Raw genomic sequence first — 18,350 nt, forward strand, 5'->3', positions numbered from 1 at the left:
AGAACTGATGAGCACCACGATCGTGCACCTCATGCGACACGGCGAGGTCCACAACCCCACGAGGATCCTCTACGGGACGATCCCCGGCTATCACCTGTCCTCCCGGGGGCGCAGCCAGGCGGCACGCACCGCGAAGGCCTTCACCGGCCACGACGTCACCTACCTGGCCGCCTCCCCGCTGGAGCGGGCACAGGAGACGGCGGAGCCGGTCGCCGAGGTCACCGGATGCGACGTCGATACGCTGCCGGGCCTGCTGGAGGCGGGCAACCGCTTCGAGGGGCTGCGGACCAAGGGCTGGCGCTCCCAGCTGTGGAACCCGGTCCGCTGGCCGTTGATGGTCAACCCCTCGCTGCCGAGCTGGGGCGAGCATTACGAGGTCATCGCCGCCCGCATGATGGACACCATCGAGCAGGTGCGGCTGCGTGCCGAGGGACACGAGGCCATCCTGGTCACCCACCAGCTGCCGATCGTGTGCATCCAGCGCAGCGTGCGCGGCCAGTCCCTGTCCCACAACCCCGCCGCCCGCCAGTGCGATCTGGCGTCGGTGTCCTCGCTGATCTTCCGGGACAGCGAGATCACCGAACTCATCTACACCGAACCCGCCCAGGAGATCTGATCCACCCGTGAGGAAGTTTTCGCCCGCGCTGACCGCGGCCGCCGTCCTGGTGTCCGCGCTGGCACTCGGCGCCTGCAGTATCGATGACACGGCCACCCAGAACGCCGTCGCCTCGGGAGGCACCTTCGAATTCCACTCGCCCGGTGGCGAGACCGAGATCTTCTACGATGAGGCCGAGCGCAAGCCGCTGCCCAGCTTCTCCGGGGAGTCCCTGATGGAGGAGGGCGAGGAGATCAGTCTCGATGACTTCGCCGGCGAGGTCGTCGTCCTCAACGCGTGGGGCCAGTGGTGCGCCCCCTGCAGGGCCGAGGTCGACGACCTCCAGGCCACGCAGGAGGAACTGGCGCCGACCGGCGGCACCGTACTGGGCATCAACGTCCGGGACTACAACCAGACGGTCGCGCAGGACTTCGTGAAGGACAACGGAGTGACCTACCCGTCCCTCTACGACCCGCCCTTCCGCACCGCCGTCGCGCTGGGCGGCGTGCCCACCTCCGTGGTCCCGACGACGATCATCCTGGACAAACAGCACCGGCCGGCCGCCGTCTTCCTCCGGGAGGTCACCGCCGAGGACATTCTCGACGTGGCCCTGCCGTTGACGGAGGAGGCATGACCGTCGACGTGATGGCGGTGGGCCAGCAGTTCGCCGACGCCGCCGCCTCCGGGCCGCTGCTGCTGGGCATTCTCGCCGCCGCGGCTGCCGGCCTGATCTCCTTTGCCAGCCCGTGCGTGATCCCCCTGGTGCCCGGCTACATGAGCTACCTGACGGGCATCGTCGGCGGGGAGATGGACTACGAGGGCAAATACGGTCCGCAGGTGGCCAGGAAACGCAACGGGGCCGTCGCAACGGCGGCCCTGCTGTTCATTCTCGGCTTCACCGTGGTGTTCCTGTTGGCCACCGTCACCGTGTTCGGTGCGATCAGCATGCTGACCCTCAACGCCGGGACGCTCATGCGCATCGGCGGGGTGATCACCATCCTCATGGGTCTGGTGTTCCTCGGCTGGGTCCCCGGCCTGCAGCGTGACACCCGGCTGCAGCCGCGCCGCTGGACCACCTGGCTGGGGGCACCGTTGCTGGGTGGGGTCTTCGCCCTGGGATGGACCCCCTGCCTGGGCCCGACGCTGGCGGCGATCATCTCGGTCTCCGCCGGTACCGAGGGGATGACCGCCGTGCGCGGCATCATCCTGATCATCGGTTACTGCCTGGGTCTGGGACTGCCCTTCATCCTGCTGGCCCTGGGCTCGACCAGGGCCATGAAGGGCGTGGCCTGGCTGCGCAACCACTCGCGCACCCTCCAGAAGATCGGCGGCTGGTTGATGATCGCCGTCGGCCTGCTGCTGGTGTCCGGGGCGTGGGCCTACTTCATCAATTGGGTCCGGCAGTGGACGGTGGAGTACGGTGCGACACTGATCTAGCGCCGTTACAGACATCCCGTGGACCGGCTCGCAGGCGGTGCACGGGCGACAGATCGACACAACCCCGGGCGGCTGTGGGATGCCACCGCGGCCGGACTGGGAAACATGGGCAAGGAGTAGGGCCGACACACGATGCGGACCGTCATTTCATACCTCAGGAAAGCCTGGAACTGGCTGACCAGCATGCGCACCGCGCTGGCCCTGCTGTTCCTGCTCGCACTCGCCGCGATCCCCGGCGCGCTGCTGCCGCAGCGCAACCTCAACGAGTCCAACGTCATCGAGTACATCGAGAACAACGGCCGCATCGCCGAGTTCTACGACAAGCTCCAGCTCTTCGACGTCTTCAGCTCACCCTGGTTCGTCGCGATCTTCGTGCTGCTGATGTTCTCCCTGATCGGCTGCATCCTGCCGCGGACCTGGGACCACTATAAGGCGATGAAGACCCCGCCGGTCCGGGCCCCGAAGGTGCTCTCGCGCCTGCCGCACCACGGCGAGGGACGGCTGGACAAGCCGATGTCGAAGGTCGAGGAGGACGTCCGCCGCCTGCTGAAGAAGGGGTGGCACGTCTCCGAGACGGAACCGGAGAACGACCGCGCCGGGGCGAAGTCGTTCGCCGCGGAGAAGGGCTACGCCCGCGAGTTCTTCAACCTGGTCTTCCACATCTCCCTGGTGGGCATGCTGGTCACCGTCGCCCTCGGCCGGATGATCTACTACGAGGGCATGGTCATCGTGGTCACCGGCACCGAGGAGGACCGCAGCTCCGAGTTCTGCAACACCTCCACCTCCAACTTCGACTCCTTCCGTGCCGGACCGGTCTTCGACGGCACCGGGCTGACGCCGTTCTGTTTCACGGCGCATGATTTCTCCGCGGATTACCTGCCCTCCGGCCAGGCGGAGATGTTCACCTCGAACATCTCCTATGCCGAGGGGGATGACATCCTCACTGATCCGGAGACCTGGGAGGACTTCGAGCTGCGGGTCAATAACCCGCTGCGCATCGGTGGCGACCGCGTGTATCTGCAGGGCCACGGCTATGCCCCGCAGTTCACCGTCGAGTGGCCCAACGGTGAGACCCGTACCCAGACCCTGCAGTTCCGCCCGGATGATCTGACCTACTTCCTGTCCTCGGGTGCCATGCGTTTTGACCCGCCGGCCGGTATGTACCCGGACCTGTATGAACGCCGCCAGAACCAGCTGGCCATCCAGGGGCTGTTCGCTCCCACTGCCGAGTGGTCCGGTGAGAACGGGGAACTGCTGCAGTCCTCCTATCCGGCGATGCGGGATCCGGCCGTGGCCATCGACATCTACCGCGGGGACAACGGTCTGGACTCCGGCCGCGCGCAGAACATCTTCAGCCTGGATTCCGCCATGATCCACAGTGGGCAGCTCCAGAAGATCGAACGGGTGAACCTGCTGGAGGGGGAGTCCGTGACCCTGGACGATGGCACGGTGCTGACCTTCGACGGCGCACACGAGTTCGCCAATTACCAGATCTCGCGGGACCCGACCCAGATCTGGGTGCTCGGCTTCTCGCTCCTGATGCTGACGGGTCTGGTCGGCTCGCTGGTCATCAAGCGGCGACGCATCTGGGTCCGCCTGCGTCCGGCGGGGGACGGTGCCACGGACGTGGAGACTGCCGGTCTGGCACGCACGGACCGGGCCGGCTGGGGTGAGGAGTATGACCGCTTCCACCGTGAGCTGCTCGGCCTGCCGGATCCGGATGAGATGGACGGGTGCTGTTGCAAAGTTGGGGCAATAGGAAGAGCGACGTGAAATAATCACAGCCATGGGTATCTTCTCCGGCCGTCATTTCCCCCGTGACATCATTCTGTGGGCAGTGCGGTGGTACTGCCGCTACGGGGTGAGCTACCGCGATCTGGAGGAAATGATGACCGAGCGGGGCGTGCCGGTCGATCACACCACGATCTACCGCTGGGTCCAGAAATACGCCCCTGAGCTGGACAAGCAAACATGGTGGTACCGGCAGGTACCTGACTGGCAGGCCAGTTCCTGGCGGGTGGATGAGACCTATATCCGGGTCGGCGGCAGGTGGTGCTACCTCTATCGGGCGATCACCGCCGGTGGCCAGACCCTGGACTTTTACCTCTCTCCGAAGCGGAACGTGGCCGCAGCGAAGCGTTTCCTGGCCAAGGCCCTCAGATCCAATGCGTCAGCCGGGTATCCCAGAGTGATCAACACCGATAAAGCACCCTCCCTAGCCAGGGCAATCGCCGAGTTGAAGTCAGAGGGAATCTGCCCGCCAACAGTGGAACACCGGCAGGCGAAATACCTCAACAACATCCTGGAAGGCGACCATGGTCGGCTGAAGCGGATCCTCGGGCCGAAAGGCGCGTTTAAGAACCGGACATCTGCATATCGGACGTTGAAAGGGATGGAGGCGATGCACTCATTGCGGAAAGGGCAAGGCACGATGTTTGCCTACGGGCAACCGAACCCGGACGCGGTGATCGTCAACCGGGTCTTCGAGACGTCCTGAGAACGCCCACACGCAGCGGCCATCAGGGAATGAGAAACTGAGTCTTCGCTGCTCTCCGCCCAACTTTGCAACAGCACCGATGGACGGGGACGAGGCCGAGGAGGCGGTGAGCCGGGCCGGCGCGAGCGACTGACCCCCTGGCCTTCCCCGGGGCGGGCCTCCCGCCCTGCTCGCTGCCCACTGAACGATAGTTGGCGCACCACCTCCATCGAAAGATGGAGGTTTCAGGTTTCCTGCATTGAGTTTCCCACCCGAACGCGGGTAGAGTTTCTGGGTGGTGCCCGTCTGGGCAACACATTTTTCACACACTGGATGAGGGTGTCCACCTGTTATGCCTGTCAATCAGACTCTCGCGTCATTTTCTGACACCGCCTTCGTGACGGCGTTCTTCATTTACCTGCTGGCGCTGATCGTCTCGCTGTTCCACTACATCAAGGTCTCGGGTGTCATCGATGCCCGGCGCGAGCGGGAGCGGCTCGTCGAGGAGGAGTCGGGCCAGGAGCTCGTCTCCGTCGGCGCGGGTTCCGGTGCGGATGTGGCCACCGCAGGTGGTGACACCGCCACTGGCGGGGGCGTGCGCTCGGATGCCGCCGCCGCGCTCCCGGACGCAGACTCGCTGCACGAGCGGGAGCGGCGGGCCGACCGGATCGGCGGCATGGCCCAGTCGCTGGTCTGGTTGGGCATCATCATCCACGTGGCCACCATCGTGCTCCGTGGTCTGTCTGCGGGCCGATTCCCCTTCGGCAACCTCTACGAGTACATCCTGGTGGTCACTGGCTTCGCGATGATCGCCGCCGCCATCGTGTTCCAGCGCCGCGAGTGGCGTGTCATGTGGCCCTGGGTGCTCACCCCGATGCTGGCGCTGCTGTTCTACGGAGGCACGGAACTCTACGCCGAGGCTGCCCCGGTCGTGCCGGCGCTGCAGTCCTACTGGTTCCCGATCCACGTCTCCACCGTCTCCATCGGTGGTGCGATCGGCATCGTCTCGGGTATCGCCTCACTGCTGTACCTGCTGCGTATGTGGCAGCCCAAGGGTCGGGAACGTGGCTTCTTCGGGGCGGTGGTCAGGCCGCTGCCCTCCGCCAAGGTCCTGGACGGGGTGGCCTACAAGACCGCCATCGTCACCCTGCCGATCTTCGGCCTGGGGGTGGTGCTCGGTGCCATCTGGGCGGAGGCCGCCTGGGGCAGGTTCTGGGGCTGGGATCCGAAGGAGACGGTCTCCTTCATCACCTGGATCCTCTACGCCGCCTACCTGCACGCCCGTGCCACCGCCGGTTGGCGCGACGCCAAGGCCGCCTGGATCAACGTGCTGGCGCTCGCCACGATGATCTTCAACCTCTTCTTCATCAACATCGTGATCTCCGGCCTGCACTCCTACGCCGGACTGAACTAGCGGCGGGCCCGGCCCCGTCTCCGCACATTCCCGTTCGCCGGCTGCCGGCGAACGGGAATGTGCTGTTCTGTGTCGCCGTTGCGCGGGATCCCCGGAACGGGCCGTAGTTGTCTCGTCGACCGGGTGACCTCGCGTCCGGGCAGGCAAGCGGCAACCGTGGCACGCGGAGACACCGCGACGGGGGAGCGGCACAGGGCGTCACTGCTGCGTGCCACCGGAGCAGGACGGCCCGTATGACTGGGGCCGGCGACGCCGCGGGGTCAATACCTCGGGCCGGGATACCGCTGCGCCACGCGCTCCGTGACGGTCTGCCCGCTGTCCGGGGTACCGCGTACTCTGTCTGTCGTCTGACCATGTGAACAATGGAGGGTGAAGATGCCTGGTCCCAGGAAGAAGGCCGGAAAGCCTGCGGGGGATGTCCCGGAGCTGCTGGACTTGGGGGAGCAACTGGCGGAACGTCGCCGCACCCTGGGGAGACTGCAGCAGGATGTCGCCACTGCCGCGGGCGTGTCCCGCTCGACTCTGCACACCATCGAACACGGCGGGGCGGGAGTGCGGTGGGAGAAGATCGTCGCCGTGGCGGATGCCCTGGACCTCAAGCTCCAGTTGGTGGAGGAGTAGCTGAACCATGCGCATTCTGGTCACCGGTGGAGCAGGCTTCATCGGATCCAACTTCGTCCACCGCACTCTGGCCACCCGCCCGGACACCGTGATCACGGTGCTGGATGCGTTGACGTACGCCGCCAATCCGGACAACCTCGCCGGGCTGGACCCGCAGCGCTGTCGTCTGGTGGAGGGAGACGTCTGCGATGTCATCCTGGTCGATGAACTCCTGGCGGAGACCGATCTGGTGGTGCACTTCGCGGCGGAGAGCCACAATGATAATTCCCTGCTCGATCCCCTGGCCTTTTCCCGGAGCAATGTCGACGGCACCGTGGTCCTGGTGGCCGCCGCCGTGAAGCACGGCGTGCGTTTCCACCACATCTCCACCGATGAGGTCTTCGGTGACCTGGCCCTCGACGATCCGGCCCGCTTCACCTCGGAGACCCCCTACAACCCGTCAAGCCCCTACAGCGCGTCGAAGGCGGCCAGTGACCATTTCGTGCGTGCCTTCGTCCGCTCCCATGGACTGCGCGCGACGATCAGCAACTGCTCCAACAACTATGGGCCGCGCCAGCACCCGGAGAAGTTCATCCCCCGGCAGATCATCAACCTGCTCGGCGGGGAGGAGCCCCGGGTCTACGGCAGCGGGGAGAACGTCCGGGACTGGATCCACGTGGATGACCACAATGACGCCGTGTGGGCCATCATCGAGCGCGGGGAGATCGGCCGGACCTACCTGATCGGCGCGGACGGCGAGCACAGCAACCTCGAGGTGGTCGCTGAGCTCAACCGCTGCTTCGGACGCGAGCCAGGGTGGTTCCTCCATGTCACCGACCGCCCGGGGCATGACCGCCGCTACGCCATCGACGCCACCTCCACCCTGGAGCTTGGCTGGGAGCCGGCCCACCGTGACTTCGCGGCGGGTCTGCGGGAGACCATCGAGTGGTACCGCGCCCACCCCGACTGGTGGGCGGGCAGCCGCGACGTCGCCGAGCGGGAGTACCGGAGCCGCGAGCGCCAGTTGCCGCAGTAGGATCAGGGGCATGCTGCATGAAGTAGAGCACCTGCCCGGCGTCCTGCGGTCCATTCCGCGCATCCATCCCGATGACCGCGGGACCTTCCACGAATGGTTCAAGGCCTCCGAATTCGAGGCCGCGACCGGTTACCCGCTGGATCTGCAGCAGGCGAACATGTCGACCTCGAAGAAGGGCGTGCTGCGTGGCCTGCACTATTCCGAGACCCCGCCGGGGCAGGCGAAGTTCGTCGCCTGTGTGGCGGGACGCATCCTGGACGTGGCCGTGGACGTCCGCGAGGACTCAGAGACATTCGGGCACCACGTCGCGGTGGAATTGAACGCCGGCAACCGGGAGGGACTGTTCCTCCCCGTCGGCTTCGCGCACGGCTTCCTGGCCCTGGAGGACGCCACCGTGGCGTACCTGACCACCTCGGAGTACCAGCCGGGGGTGGAGCACGGCATCGATCCCTTCGACACCGAACTCGGCATCGAGTGGCCCGGGCTGGACTACGTGCTGTCCGACAAGGACCGCGCCGCCCCCTCGCTGGCGGCCATACGCAGTGCCGGGCAGCTGCCGCACGTCGAGGACTGCCGGGCCCACGAGAACATGCTCAAGGACGCCTGGGTGATGGCGAATGAGGCGGCGGGGCAGTGAAGGGCATCATCCTGGCCGGTGGGACCGGCTCCCGGCTGCGGCCGATCACCTACGGCATCTCCAAACAGCTGGTGCCCGTCTATGACAAACCGATGATCTATTACCCGCTGACCACGCTCATGCTGGCCGGCATCACGGAGATCCTGATCATCACCACCCCGGAGGACCGCAGCCAGTTCGAGCGGTTGCTGGGCGACGGCTCCCAGTTCGGCGTGCAGCTGAGCTACGTGGAACAGGATGCCCCGCGCGGCCTGGCGGAGGCGTTCATCCTGGGGGCCGAACACATCGGTGAAGATCCCGTTGCTCTCGTGCTCGGCGACAACATCTTCTACGGAGCGGGGCTGGGCACGCAACTGCGGCGGTACTCCGAGCCGGACGGGGGCACCATCTTCGCCTACTGGGTCTCCAACCCGGAGGCCTACGGGGTGGTGGACTTCGACGCGGAAGGTCGGGCCACCTCCCTGGAGGAAAAACCTGCGGTCCCGAAGTCCCAGTACGCGGTGCCGGGACTGTACTTCTACGACAACGAGGTGGTGGACATCGCCCGGGGGCTGACCCCGTCGGCCCGCGGCGAGCTGGAGATCACCGACATCAACAATGAGTATCTGCGCCGGGGGAAGCTCCAGGTGGAGGTACTGCCGCGCGGCACCGCCTGGCTGGACACCGGCACCGTGGACCTGCTGCTGGCAGCGGGGGATTTCGTCCGCACCATTGAACAGCGGCAGGGGCTCAAGATCGGGGCGCCGGAGGAGGTGGCCTGGCGGATGGGCTATATCGACGACACCGCGCTCCGCGGCCGGGCCGCGGAGCTCAGGGCCTCCGGCTACGGGGAGTACCTCCTGGCCACCCTGGAACGGGAGCGCGGGACGCACCGGGAAGACTGATCATGCCGGATGCCTTAAGTCTTTGACTGGCTGGCTGTCAGCGCAGACACAGCGGAGTGGCGGCAGGGTAGCCGCCCGTGGTCGGGCTCGTGATGAACGCACACGGCCACCAGCCACGGTCCGCCACAGTCTGGGAGACGGTCTGCCACTGTTGCTCACTCAGCTGCGGTGTCCGGCTGAGGACGAACCCGGAGGTGCGCGCCGGATCGCCGACAATGGCGAGCGAGTAGTCCTCCGCCAGATAGGTGACCCGGTAATTGGGCGGAGCGCTGGGGTCCTGGCCCGGTACCCCCGGGAAAGTCACGCGCAGTGAGGCGTTGGTGTCGGTGTCGGTCACGGTGGCCGTGCCCGCGATACCGGATTCGCTGCCCCAGGCGGTGGTGCAGTTGTTGCGCACGGAGATGGTCTGCCCGTCCACCACGGCGTACTCGGCCGTGGTGTCACGCGCGCACTGGAGGTTGAAGGGCTGCGGTACGGCAGCGACCTGGTACCACTTACCGGCGTAGCGCCCGGGGTCCAGCTGATCGACCTGACTCAGTTCGCGGCCGCCCACCGACCCCACGGCGATAGCCCCGGGGAATTCGACGTTGCTGGAACCGCTGAGCAGCCGCCCGCCGTCGGTCAGGTCGGGAAGTTGCGCAGCGGCTGGAGCCGCTGCCGCGATGCTGAGGGCGAAGGCGGCAGCCATCGCGGGAAGAGCTCGGAACAGGGAGAATCCGCGGGGTCGACCTGAGGGAGGAGACGATCCCCGGGAGGAGTGGAGGGCCATGATGGAACCTTTCTTCGAAAATCGAACTGTTTGAGGTTCCACTTTAGATTGTTCGGGGCAGACACGGGGCAGATTCCCCGTAACAAATCAGCGTCGACCGCCGGCGGTGTCCCGGGACTGTCGCCGGGACAAGCTCAGCGGAAAGCTATGTCACCGCAGTTGCATCAGGGGCGGGGTTCCTCCCCGTCCTCCCGTTCCGCGCCCGACGACGGCTCATCGGGTTCGGTGTAGCGTTTGTTGGCCCGCCGCATCCGTTCCTCTTCTTCCTCGGCGGCGGCCTCCCGGGCGCGGCGTTCCTTGAACCGGTTCTTCTCCAGGTTCCACAGGAAGTCCTCGTCATCATCCGGGCCCTTGACCGGACGTGGTGGGGCAGCCGGTGTCACCTGACGTTTCTGCCAGGTCTTCGGGCCGAAAGCCTTCCACAGCAGCACGACGGCCACGATGATCAGCAGTAGCAGTAGTAGTCGTCCCATGTTTCCTCCTTACCTCCTCTCCAGAATACGGGTAGGGGGCAACTCTGAAGTAGGGTCGGTTGTGTGAGCACCCCTGAATCGCACGACCCGAACACCCCGCCCCAGCCGGACCCGGCGCTGAAGAAGAAGCGCAACCTGGCCCTGGTGAAGTACGGGCTGGCACGGCTGGGTCTGTTCGTCCTGCTGGCCGTGGTCATCCAGGGCCTGGCCATGCTGATCGGCGCGCCGGTTCCGTTGGTGATCTCCGCCCTCCTGGCGTTGATCGTGGCCTTCCCGCTGTCGATGCTGATCTTCCCCGGCCTGCGCGCCGAGGCCACCGAGACCGTGGCTGAGCTCAGCCGCCAGCGGAAGGCCTACAAGGCGTGGGTCCAGCAGGAGCTCGCGGAGCGCTGACGCACGGTGCCGCCGCCTACCTGCCGAAGAGCAGCGCGATGATGAGCATCACCGGCAGGGCGGTGAAGGTGGTCAGGAACACTGAGTCGCGGGCCACGACCTCGCCCTTCCGGTAGGTGGCGGCGTAGTTGTAGACATTCTGCGCAGTCGGTAGTGCGGCGAGGATCACCGCGGCGTAGAGCCCCTCCGTGCTGAGCCCGAAGGCCAGGCCGAGCAGCCAGGCGATGAGCGGCATGCCGACCAGCTTGATGCCCGTGGCCGTGAGCACGGAGGGGCGGTCCGCCACCGAGTCCAGCACCGTGGTCGAGGTCAGTGAGGCGCCGAAACTCAGCAGGATCATCGGGATGGACGCCCCGCCCAGGATCTCGACGGGGGCCATCACCGGGTCCGGCACCTCCCACCGCGCCAGAGATACCACCAGCCCCGCCACCGAGGCGAGGACGATGGGGCTGAACAGTGAGTTCTTGATCACGGTGAGGATCTTCGCGCGGGAACTGTGCCGGTCCGGGGCCCCGCCGTCGGCCGCGGCGGAACCGCCGTCAACGGAGAGGGCACCGAGCATCAGCGGTGAGAAGACCACCAGCTGCAGCACCAGCACCGGAGCGACGAAGGCGCCGGTGCCGAGCACGTAGATGCTGACCGGCAGGCCGATGTTGTTGGAGTTGACGTAGGCCGCCGACGCCGCGCCCATCGCCGTGGTGGGGATGTCCCGTCTGAAGAAGATCGCGGAGACCACGCAGAACAGCAGGGCGGTGAGTGCGGTGGCCAGGAAGGTCACGGCGATCACGGGGGAGAAGAGGTTCGCCGGGTCCGAGGTGGCCACCACGTGGAAGAGCAGGGCCGGGGTGGCGGCGTAGAAGGCCACCCGGTTGAGCACCAGGCGCTGTCTGTCATCACCGATGATTCCCGTGCGGGACAGCAGGTACCCGACGAAGATGATCGCCAGGATGATGGCGAAGCCGGTGAGGATGCCGAGCACTGCCCTTGCCTCCTAGTAGGCCAGTGCCAGCGCAATGGCGGTGAGAACCGCCCAGGCCAGCATCGTCTTGCCCGTTGCGCCGATCACCGGGATCAGGTCGCTGCCGGTCGCTCCCCGGTAGACCGGTCGGGCGGCCTTGACCGCCAGCGGCAGCAGGAGCAGCGGGACCAGGGCGGGCCAGGTGGCGAAGGCCAGGGCGATGGAGGCCACGAAGGGCACGGCGACCAGCACCACGAACAGCCGGCGCGCGTTGGCGTCGCCCAGCCGGACGGCGAGGGTGATCTTCCCCGTCTCGGCGTCGGAGGGGATGTCCCGGATGTTGTTGGCCAGGTTGATCGCCGCGGAGATCGCCCCCACGCCGACCGCGGCGACCACCGCCTGCCAGCTGATGGCTCCCCGTTGGGTGAACTCGGTGCCCAGGACGGACACCAGGCCGAAGAAGAGGAACACGGCCACCTCTCCCAGGCCGCGGTAGCCGTAGGGGTTCTTGCCGCCGGTGTAGAACCAGGCTCCCAGGATGCACAGCGCGCCGATGATGATGAACCACCACGCGCTGGCTAGGCTCAGGACGATGCCGGCGAGTCCGGCCACACCGAAGGCGGCGAAGGCGGCCCATTTCACGTGCCGGGGGCGGGCCAGGCCGGAGCCGGTCAGGCGCAGGGGACCGGTGCGGTCCTCATCGGTCCCGCGGATGCCGTCGGAATAGTCGTTGGCGAAGTTCACCCCGATGATCAGGGCCCACGCGACCACCAGGGCGAGCAGGGCCCGCCACCAGTTGAAGCCGTCGTGGAAAGCGGCGGCGCCGGAGCCGAGCACAACGCCGGAGAAGGCGTTGGGCCAGGTCTGCGGACGGGCTCCCGTCAACCAGTCGGAGAAGGCGGCGTGGTGCCGCGGCGCGGGGGACACAGAATCGGACATGACTGACATTGTTCCCCACGGCGGAAATTCCGGCGAGATCAGGGCGGCGAGCGGGGCGCGGGGAAGAGCGGGGAAGGGGCGGAATCGAAGGTCCTGCTGAGGCGGCGCTGAGGTTTCGGTTATGCGGCAGGTTCGGTGTCGGCCGAGTGCCGGTACGGGCGCTATTGTCTAGTTTCGTCGGTGTCGCCGGGACGGTCGTACGGGGCAGCAGAACAAGTGGAGGCGGTACGGATACATGTGGGTCGGGTACGCGGTCGGGCAGATCGCCAGTTTCTTCCTGACGCTGCTGCGGATGATCCCGTTAGCGGTGCTCAACCGCTTCAGCGGGACCCGGATCCCCGCCCACGGTGGGGTGGTCATCTCCCTGACCAGTCACGGTCGGCGGCTCAAACGGGTCCATTACACCCTGGAGTCCCTGGCCCGGGGCTACCAGAAGGCGCCGATCGTGCTCTGGCTGGATGAGGCGGACTTTGGGGCGGAGTGGCCGCCGACCCTGCGCCGCCTGGTGGATCGTGGCCTGCAGGTCCGCTGTTCGGACGGTAGCTACGGTCCTCACACCAAGTACTGGAACCAGTTCCGGGAGGTGGCGGGAACCGCCACCAAGGTGGTCACCGTCGACGACGACATGATCTATCCCGAGTGGTTCCTGCAGCGTCTGGTGTTCATCGGGGACCTGCGGCTGGACGCGGTCATCGCCTACCGTGCCCACCGCATCGAGCTGCGTGACGGCCGCATGCTGCCCTATGTGAAGTGGAGCGCGGCGGACACCTGCGACGCCTCCGTGCTGCACTTCGCCACCGGGGTGTCCGGCGTGATGTACCCCCGCACCTTCATCGAGTACGTGGTGGCCCAGGGCGACCAGTTCCTGGGATCCACCCCGCGGGCGGACGATGTCTGGCTCCACGTCTGTGCCCTGCGCTCCGGGCACCCGATCCGGCAGGTCTACGCCCAACCCCGCCACTTCGCGGTGGTGCCCGCCACCCAGGTCGGGGCCCTGGCCGTGGGCAACACCCTGATGGGCGGCAACGATGAACAGATCGGCCGGGTCTACACCGGGGACGACGTCGCGTTGCTGCTCGCCGCCCACGACGCGGAGGATTAGCGGTACCGGCGCTACCCTGGCGGGAACACACCGTCGGCAGGGAGGGAAGCGCATGCACACCAGGACACTCGGCCAGGGATTCCAGGTCTCGGCGATCGGGCACGGCACCACGGGTATGACGGCTGCCGCGGCACCCGGCGCTCCAGACCGGGGAGAGATGATCGCCGTGCTGCGCGGCGCGGTGGAGGAGGGCGTGAGTTTCTTCGACACCTCCGAGGTGCTCGGCCCCTACACCACCGAGGCACTGGTCGGTGAGGCCCTGGAACCGGTCCGGGAGCAGGTGCAGATCGCTACGAAGTTCGGCTGGAACATCGTCCCGGGTGGCAGTGACGGCCTGGATTCGCGCCCCGAGCACATCCGTACAGTCACCGAGGACTCCCTGCGCCGCCTGCGCACCGACCGCATCGACCTGCTCCTCCAGCACCGCGTGGATCCGGCCGTGCCCATCGAGGACGTGGCCGGCACCGTCGGGGAGCTGGTCACCGAGGGTAAGGTGGCCCACTTTGGCCTGTGCGAAGCGGCCGCGGAAACTATCCGCCGCGCGCACGTCGAGTTCCCCGTCACCGCCGTGCAGAGTGAGTACTCCCTGTGGACCCGTGATCCCGAGACCGAGGTGCTGCCCACCTGCGCGGAACTGGGCATCGGCTTCATCCCCTTCAGCCCGCTGGGCAAGGGGTTCTTCGCCGGTTCGGTCACCGAGGGGCAGGCGGATTCTAGCAGTCCGCGGCTGCACCCGGACAACCTGGCGGCCAACCGGGCGCTCTATGAGGCCGTGGCGGAGCTTGCCGACGCCCGGGGCGCCACGCCCGGCCAGGTGGCCCTGGCCTGGCTGCTGGCCAAGCGGCCCTGGATCGTCCCGATCCCCGGCACCCGGAAGCTGCCCCGGGTGCGGGAGAACGCGGCGTCGACGGCGGTGGGACTCAGCTCTGATGACATGGCCCGCCTGGACGGGCTGGTGGCCCGGATCGGGGTGCACGGTGACCGCTACACGGCGAAGCATCTGGCCTTCATTGAGTGATGTCCAGGTGCACGGGGCGGATGCCGGCCGGATTCAGCGGAACATCTTCTTGATCGCCCGGCGGTCCACCTTGCCCGGCCCGGTCACCGGCAGCCGGTCCAGGTGCTTGAGTTCCTTGGGCAGCTGCCACCGGGGCAGGGTGTCGAGCCCCTCGATCACCTCCGAGGGGCGGGCGTCACCGGTGTACGCGGCTACGATGGCCTCGCCCAGCCGGGCGTGGGGGACGCCCACCACGCAGGCGCCGGTGACTCCGTGCACGCCGAGGATCGCCTGCTCGAGCACCTCCGGGTGCAGCTTGAGGCCGCCGGAGTCGATCACGGCGTCGAGGCGGCCGCGCACGGTGAGCACCCCGTCGTGCAGTTCCCCGGAGTCGGAGGTGGCGAACCAGCCGGGCTCCGCGAAGGCCTCGTGGCCGGGGAGGTTGCGGTAGCCGTCGGCGACCATCGGACCGCCGAGGTAGATCCGGCCGGCGTCGATGCGCACCTTCGCGCCGGGCAGCGGGAGACCGTCATAGACGCAGCCACCGGCGGTCTCCGAGGAGCCGTAGGTGGTGACCACCTTGATGTCGAGTTCCGCGGCGGCGTGGCGGGCGTGGGGGTTGAGGGCCGCCCCGCCGACCAGCACGGCGTCGAAGAGCCGTAGGGCCTCGATGCCGGTCAAGCGGTCCATCGCCTTGCCGAGCTGCATCGGGGACAGGGAAGTGTAGAGCCGGTCACCGGTTTCGGCGAGTTCCCGGCTGGCGGTGGCGAAGTCCTCGATGTCGAAGCCGTGCGCCATGTCGAGGGCGAGTGGTTCCACCCCCGCCACCAGGGAACGGATCAGGACCTGGATGCCGGCGATGTGGTGGGCGGGCATGGCCAGAAGCCACTGTCCCTGTCCACCGAGGGCCTGGTGGGTCGCGTCGGCGGAGCTGACCAGGTTCGTGGGGGTCAGCTGGGCGCCTTTCGGGGTGCCGGTGGAGCCGGAGGTGGCCATGACCAGGGCGACGGAATCGTCGATGGGCTGGCCGACCCGCTGGGAGTCCCGCAGGTGCTGGGATCGGGCGGGGTCGTCGGTGGGCACGGGCAGTAGGCTGCGTCGACCTGCGATGGCGTCCTCCAGGTCACTGAGGATCGCGGTGGGTCGGGCGGGGTCGACGGGGAGCGCTTCCAGGGTGCGGGGTGCCATGGCTGCACAGTCTAGTGGCGGGACAACGGGTTTCCGGCAGCGACAGGAAAACTAAAGCAGCGCCGTCCCCGGGCTGGTGGGGGCGGCGCCGCAGGCATTGGGCGAGGAAGATCAGACGGTGGTGGTCTCGCGCGCGGTGGGGGAGCCGGTGCTGCGGTTGAACAGGGCGCGGTCCAGGCTCCAGTTGCCGGCACCGATGACCGCGAGGAGCAGGGCGCCGGCTCCGATGGCGCCGACCAGCTCCCAGCCGCCGTTGGCGACGAAGATGCCGGCGGCGACGTGCGCGGAAAGGGCGGCGCCGAGCATGAGCAGGGCGACGACGATACCGACGATCTGGGTGAACAGGCCCAGGATGAGCAGGATGCCGGTGGCGATCTCGACCGTGGCGACAACCGGGGCGGCCACCCCGGCGGCGGGGATGCCGATGGAGTCGAAGAATCCGGTGATGCCCTCGAGGCCGGTGATCTGGAACTTGTCCCAGCCGTGGGCGATGAGGATGACACCGAGCAGCACGCGGGCGATGAGAAGCCCGACTTCCTTGATAGTTGACATGGCAAGCAATTCTAGCGGAATGTTGGTGACATGACAACTAACGTGGTCGACGCCTATTTCCCTGATCTTTTCGTGGTCAATAGTGAGGGCCGGGGGAGGGGCGGGGTAACTTCTTCAGGGGATGCGGCTGGTGTCCGTCTGCCGGTTGCCAGAGGAAGGGAGTTGCACGCGATGCACAGATTCATGCAGATCATGAAGATCGCGATGGCGTTCGTGGGCGTGATCGTCGGCGCCGGATTCGCCTCCGGCCAGGAGGTGCTGCAGTACTTCGTGTCCTTCGGCGTCGGGGGGCTGTGGGGCGCCGCTCTCTCCGGCGTGGTGATGACGCTGATGGCCATCATCATCCTGCAGCTGGGAAGCTACTTCCGGGCGGGGGAGCACGGTGAGGTGTTCAAGCGGGTCGCCCACCCGGTCTTTTCCCGCATCCTCGACATCGGTGTGGTGGTGACCCTGTTCTCCACCGGGTTCGTGATGTTCGCCGGGGCCGGTTCCAACATGGAACAGCAGTGGGGGCTGCCGCTGTGGGTGGGGGCGATCCTCATGCTCGCGCTGGTGCTGGCCGCCGGCATGCTGGACGTGGACAAGGTGACCGCCATCATCGGCGCGATCACCCCGTTCATCCTGATCTTCATCGTGCTGGCCTCGGTCTACACCCTCCTGACTGCCGACGTCGACGTCGCGCACCTCGATGCGGTGGCCCGCGAGACGGTGAGCACCACGTTGCCGCACTGGACCGTCGCGGCCGTGAACTACGTGGGCTTCAACCTCATGGTGGCCGTGTCCATGGCGATCGTCATCGGCGGCACCATGTTCCACCCCCGCTGGGCCGGGCGCGGCGGCATGATCGGAGGCCTGATCTACTCCGCCATGATCGTGCTCAGCGCACTGACCCTGTTCGCCGCCGTCGAGACCGTGGGTACCCACGACCTGCCGATGCTGACGATCATCAACGAACTCAACCCGGTGCTCGGGCAGCTGATGGCGGTGGTCGTCTACGCCATGATCTTCAACACCGCCCTGGGCATGTTCTACGCCCTGGGCAAGCGGCTGACCGCCGCCCGCCCGGACCGCTTCAAACTGGTCTACGTGGTGGTGACCGTCATCGGCTTCGGCCTGAGCTTCATCGGCTTCAGCACGCTGGTCTCCTATGTCTACCCGGTGCTGGGATATATCGGCCTGTTACTGATCGCGGTGATGACCTGGGCGTGGCTGCGCGGCCGCAATCAGATCGGTGAGGAATCCATGCGGCGGGAACTGCTCAACACGCTGCTGGGCAGGCGGGACCGCGGGAGGCTCGCCCCGGAGGAGGAGCGCGATTACCGGCAGGCCGTGGCCGAGTCCAACCTGCCCGAGGAAGAGATTGAGCGGGCGCACCGGGAGGACAGCCACTCCTAGCTGCCCTCCACCGCTCCTGGTTCCGCCGGGACGTCTACTGCCCCGCCCACCGGTTCGCGCCGGGGGCGGGGCAGTGTGTCTGTTTCAGGGGCATTCCGGTGCTCAAGCGGTGGGGAAGCTCGCGTCCTTGAGCAGGGACCGGACCCGCTCGATGTCCTCCTGTTCCGGTGGCTGCCGGTGGACCCGCGCAATCAGCTCGCCGATCTGCTCCCGGGTGACAGGTTCGGGCCGCAACGTGGTGGCTTCGCCTTCAGCGATGATGAGGTTGGCGAGTTCGTCCAGGTCGGCCTCGGTCAGCTGCCGCTCGAGCACGTAGAAGAGGGCGAACGTGTCGTGGGTCGGGACGCCGTTGGGGTAGCCCTGGCGCAGCCAGTTGAGAACGCGTCCGGCGATGCCGGGCCGGGTCTTACGGTCGTCGATGTTGTTCTGGGTCACATTTTCTGAGTCTAGCGGGTGCCCGTCCGGGTCAGGGGAGAATTGCGTCATCAGTCTTGATCCTTAGTCT

Annotated in this window: 21 protein-coding genes; 14 read left to right on the forward strand and 7 right to left on the reverse strand. The window is 67.1% G+C overall.

All coding sequences use genetic code 11. The annotated features are described in order from the left end of the window. Positions 1-7 precede the first annotated feature (7 nt). The 10 genes from ACQCVD_RS11390 (at position 8) to rfbA (ending at position 9,079) form a co-directional block, all read left to right on the forward strand. A complete protein-coding gene (locus ACQCVD_RS11390; protein WP_426823884.1) occupies positions 8-616 on the forward strand; it encodes a histidine phosphatase family protein in 609 nt (202 codons plus the stop codon). 7 nt (positions 617-623) lie between these two features. Further along, on the forward strand, positions 624-1,229 hold the full coding sequence (locus ACQCVD_RS11395; protein ID WP_426823885.1) for a TlpA family protein disulfide reductase: 606 nt from the start codon (positions 624-626) through the stop codon (positions 1,227-1,229). Beyond that, positions 1,226-2,032, forward strand: coding sequence for a cytochrome c biogenesis CcdA family protein (locus tag ACQCVD_RS11400; protein WP_426823886.1), 807 nt, complete (start codon positions 1,226-1,228; stop codon positions 2,030-2,032). Before ACQCVD_RS11395 ends, ACQCVD_RS11400 begins: the two co-directional genes overlap by 4 nt. Before the next feature lie 132 nt (positions 2,033-2,164). After that, positions 2,165-3,805, forward strand: a complete 1,641-nt coding sequence (locus ACQCVD_RS11405) for a cytochrome c biogenesis protein ResB (RefSeq protein WP_426823887.1) — start codon at positions 2,165-2,167, stop codon at positions 3,803-3,805. A 13-nt stretch (positions 3,806-3,818) separates the two neighbouring features. Continuing rightward, complete coding sequence (locus ACQCVD_RS11410) at positions 3,819-4,529, forward strand: IS6 family transposase (RefSeq protein ID WP_426823888.1); 711 nt, start codon at positions 3,819-3,821, stop codon at positions 4,527-4,529. Positions 4,530-4,860: 331 nt separating this feature from the next. Beyond that, positions 4,861-5,922, forward strand: coding sequence for a c-type cytochrome biogenesis protein CcsB (gene ccsB, locus ACQCVD_RS11415; RefSeq protein WP_426823889.1), 1,062 nt, complete (start codon positions 4,861-4,863; stop codon positions 5,920-5,922). Positions 5,923-6,297: 375 nt separating this feature from the next. After that, a complete protein-coding gene (locus ACQCVD_RS11420; RefSeq protein ID WP_426823890.1) occupies positions 6,298-6,543 on the forward strand; it encodes a helix-turn-helix domain-containing protein in 246 nt (81 codons plus the stop codon). Positions 6,544-6,550: 7 nt separating this feature from the next. Beyond that, complete coding sequence (gene rfbB / locus ACQCVD_RS11425; RefSeq protein WP_426823891.1) at positions 6,551-7,558, forward strand: dTDP-glucose 4,6-dehydratase; 1,008 nt, start codon at positions 6,551-6,553, stop codon at positions 7,556-7,558. Between the two features lie 10 nt (positions 7,559-7,568). Beyond that, on the forward strand, positions 7,569-8,195 hold the full coding sequence (gene rfbC, locus ACQCVD_RS11430) for a dTDP-4-dehydrorhamnose 3,5-epimerase (protein WP_426823892.1): 627 nt from the start codon (positions 7,569-7,571) through the stop codon (positions 8,193-8,195). Continuing rightward, complete coding sequence (gene rfbA, locus ACQCVD_RS11435; protein WP_426823893.1) at positions 8,192-9,079, forward strand: glucose-1-phosphate thymidylyltransferase RfbA; 888 nt, start codon at positions 8,192-8,194, stop codon at positions 9,077-9,079. Before rfbC ends, rfbA begins: the two co-directional genes overlap by 4 nt. A 37-nt stretch (positions 9,080-9,116) precedes the next feature. Here the strand turns inward: rfbA and ACQCVD_RS11440 are convergent, their stop codons facing one another. Both ACQCVD_RS11440 and ACQCVD_RS11445 read right to left on the reverse strand, forming a co-directional pair. Beyond that, on the reverse strand, positions 9,117-9,767 hold the full coding sequence (locus tag ACQCVD_RS11440; RefSeq protein WP_426823929.1) for a lipocalin family protein: 651 nt from the start codon (positions 9,765-9,767) through the stop codon (positions 9,117-9,119). Positions 9,768-10,012: 245 nt separating this feature from the next. Continuing rightward, positions 10,013-10,321 carry a hypothetical protein gene (locus ACQCVD_RS11445; RefSeq protein ID WP_426823894.1) on the reverse strand — a complete coding sequence of 103 codons (309 nt, stop codon included), beginning with the start codon at positions 10,319-10,321 and terminating at the stop codon, positions 10,013-10,015. Between the two features lie 63 nt (positions 10,322-10,384). Here ACQCVD_RS11445 and ACQCVD_RS11450 point away from each other — a divergent pair, with 63 nt between their 5' ends. Further along, on the forward strand, positions 10,385-10,714 hold the full coding sequence (locus ACQCVD_RS11450; protein WP_426823895.1) for a DUF4229 domain-containing protein: 330 nt from the start codon (positions 10,385-10,387) through the stop codon (positions 10,712-10,714). Between the two features lie 16 nt (positions 10,715-10,730). Here ACQCVD_RS11450 and ACQCVD_RS11455 read toward each other — a convergent pair whose 3' ends face one another. Together ACQCVD_RS11455 and ACQCVD_RS11460 are read right to left on the reverse strand one after the other, a co-directional pair. Continuing rightward, positions 10,731-11,693, reverse strand: a complete 963-nt coding sequence (locus ACQCVD_RS11455; RefSeq protein WP_426823896.1) for an AEC family transporter — start codon at positions 11,691-11,693, stop codon at positions 10,731-10,733. A gap of 12 nt (positions 11,694-11,705) precedes the next feature. After that, positions 11,706-12,611 carry a 1,4-dihydroxy-2-naphthoate polyprenyltransferase gene (locus tag ACQCVD_RS11460; RefSeq protein ID WP_426823897.1) on the reverse strand — a complete coding sequence of 302 codons (906 nt, stop codon included), beginning with the start codon at positions 12,609-12,611 and terminating at the stop codon, positions 11,706-11,708. Between the two features lie 235 nt (positions 12,612-12,846). Between ACQCVD_RS11460 and ACQCVD_RS11465 the strand changes: the two genes are divergently transcribed. Both ACQCVD_RS11465 and ACQCVD_RS11470 read left to right on the forward strand, forming a co-directional pair. After that, on the forward strand, positions 12,847-13,713 hold the full coding sequence (locus ACQCVD_RS11465) for a glycosyltransferase (protein ID WP_426823898.1): 867 nt from the start codon (positions 12,847-12,849) through the stop codon (positions 13,711-13,713). A 52-nt stretch (positions 13,714-13,765) separates the two neighbouring features. After that, positions 13,766-14,731 (forward strand): aldo/keto reductase, encoded by a 966-nt coding sequence (locus tag ACQCVD_RS11470; RefSeq protein WP_426823899.1) that lies wholly within the window; start codon positions 13,766-13,768, stop codon positions 14,729-14,731. Positions 14,732-14,764: 33 nt separating this feature from the next. Here ACQCVD_RS11470 and menE read toward each other — a convergent pair whose 3' ends face one another. Together menE and ACQCVD_RS11480 are read right to left on the reverse strand one after the other, a co-directional pair. Further along, the gene (gene menE / locus ACQCVD_RS11475; RefSeq protein WP_426823900.1) at positions 14,765-15,898 is read right to left on the reverse strand and encodes an o-succinylbenzoate--CoA ligase; all 1,134 of its coding nucleotides are present in this window, start codon (positions 15,896-15,898) and stop codon (positions 14,765-14,767) included. Between the two features lie 111 nt (positions 15,899-16,009). Further along, positions 16,010-16,450, reverse strand: a complete 441-nt coding sequence (locus tag ACQCVD_RS11480) for a DoxX family protein (RefSeq protein ID WP_426823901.1) — start codon at positions 16,448-16,450, stop codon at positions 16,010-16,012. Positions 16,451-16,621: 171 nt separating this feature from the next. On the opposite strand from ACQCVD_RS11480, the gene ACQCVD_RS11485 reads away from it, so the two are divergent. After that, a complete protein-coding gene (locus tag ACQCVD_RS11485; RefSeq protein ID WP_426823902.1) occupies positions 16,622-17,845 on the forward strand; it encodes a YkvI family membrane protein in 1,224 nt (407 codons plus the stop codon). Between the two features lie 102 nt (positions 17,846-17,947). On the opposite strand, the gene ACQCVD_RS11490 is transcribed toward ACQCVD_RS11485, so the two are convergent. Further along, entirely contained in the window at positions 17,948-18,280 is a 333-nt protein-coding gene (locus tag ACQCVD_RS11490) for a DUF3349 domain-containing protein (protein WP_426823903.1), read from the reverse strand. Positions 18,281-18,350: the final 70 nt, after the last annotated feature.

This window comes from Corynebacterium halotolerans (assembly GCF_050107895.1).
GTDB classification, from domain to species: domain Bacteria; phylum Actinomycetota; class Actinomycetes; order Mycobacteriales; family Mycobacteriaceae; genus Corynebacterium; species Corynebacterium halotolerans_B.

Excerpts from the sequence above, each read along its gene's own strand:
- rfbB (WP_426823891.1), top strand. The coding sequence starts at position 6,551 with ATGCGCATTCTGGTCACCGGTGGAGCAGGCTTCATCGGATCCAACTTC.
- ACQCVD_RS11445 (WP_426823894.1), bottom strand. The coding sequence starts at position 10,321 with ATGGGACGACTACTACTGCTACTGCTGATCATCGTGGCCGTCGTGCTG.
- ACQCVD_RS11480 (WP_426823901.1), bottom strand. The coding sequence starts at position 16,450 with ATGTCAACTATCAAGGAAGTCGGGCTTCTCATCGCCCGCGTGCTGCTC.
- ACQCVD_RS11400 (WP_426823886.1), top strand. The coding sequence starts at position 1,226 with ATGACCGTCGACGTGATGGCGGTGGGCCAGCAGTTCGCCGACGCCGCC.
- ACQCVD_RS11460 (WP_426823897.1), bottom strand. The coding sequence starts at position 12,611 with ATGTCCGATTCTGTGTCCCCCGCGCCGCGGCACCACGCCGCCTTCTCC.
- ccsB (WP_426823889.1), top strand. The coding sequence starts at position 4,861 with ATGCCTGTCAATCAGACTCTCGCGTCATTTTCTGACACCGCCTTCGTG.
- rfbC (WP_426823892.1), top strand. The coding sequence starts at position 7,569 with ATGCTGCATGAAGTAGAGCACCTGCCCGGCGTCCTGCGGTCCATTCCG.
- ACQCVD_RS11440 (WP_426823929.1), bottom strand. The coding sequence starts at position 9,767 with ATGGCTGCCGCCTTCGCCCTCAGCATCGCGGCAGCGGCTCCAGCCGCT.
- ACQCVD_RS11410 (WP_426823888.1), top strand. The coding sequence starts at position 3,819 with ATGGGTATCTTCTCCGGCCGTCATTTCCCCCGTGACATCATTCTGTGG.
- menE (WP_426823900.1), bottom strand. The coding sequence starts at position 15,898 with ATGGCACCCCGCACCCTGGAAGCGCTCCCCGTCGACCCCGCCCGACCC.
- ACQCVD_RS11465 (WP_426823898.1), top strand. The coding sequence starts at position 12,847 with ATGTGGGTCGGGTACGCGGTCGGGCAGATCGCCAGTTTCTTCCTGACG.
- ACQCVD_RS11420 (WP_426823890.1), top strand. The coding sequence starts at position 6,298 with ATGCCTGGTCCCAGGAAGAAGGCCGGAAAGCCTGCGGGGGATGTCCCG.
- ACQCVD_RS11485 (WP_426823902.1), top strand. The coding sequence starts at position 16,622 with ATGCACAGATTCATGCAGATCATGAAGATCGCGATGGCGTTCGTGGGC.
- ACQCVD_RS11405 (WP_426823887.1), top strand. The coding sequence starts at position 2,165 with ATGCGGACCGTCATTTCATACCTCAGGAAAGCCTGGAACTGGCTGACC.
- ACQCVD_RS11470 (WP_426823899.1), top strand. The coding sequence starts at position 13,766 with ATGCACACCAGGACACTCGGCCAGGGATTCCAGGTCTCGGCGATCGGG.
- ACQCVD_RS11390 (WP_426823884.1), top strand. The coding sequence starts at position 8 with ATGAGCACCACGATCGTGCACCTCATGCGACACGGCGAGGTCCACAAC.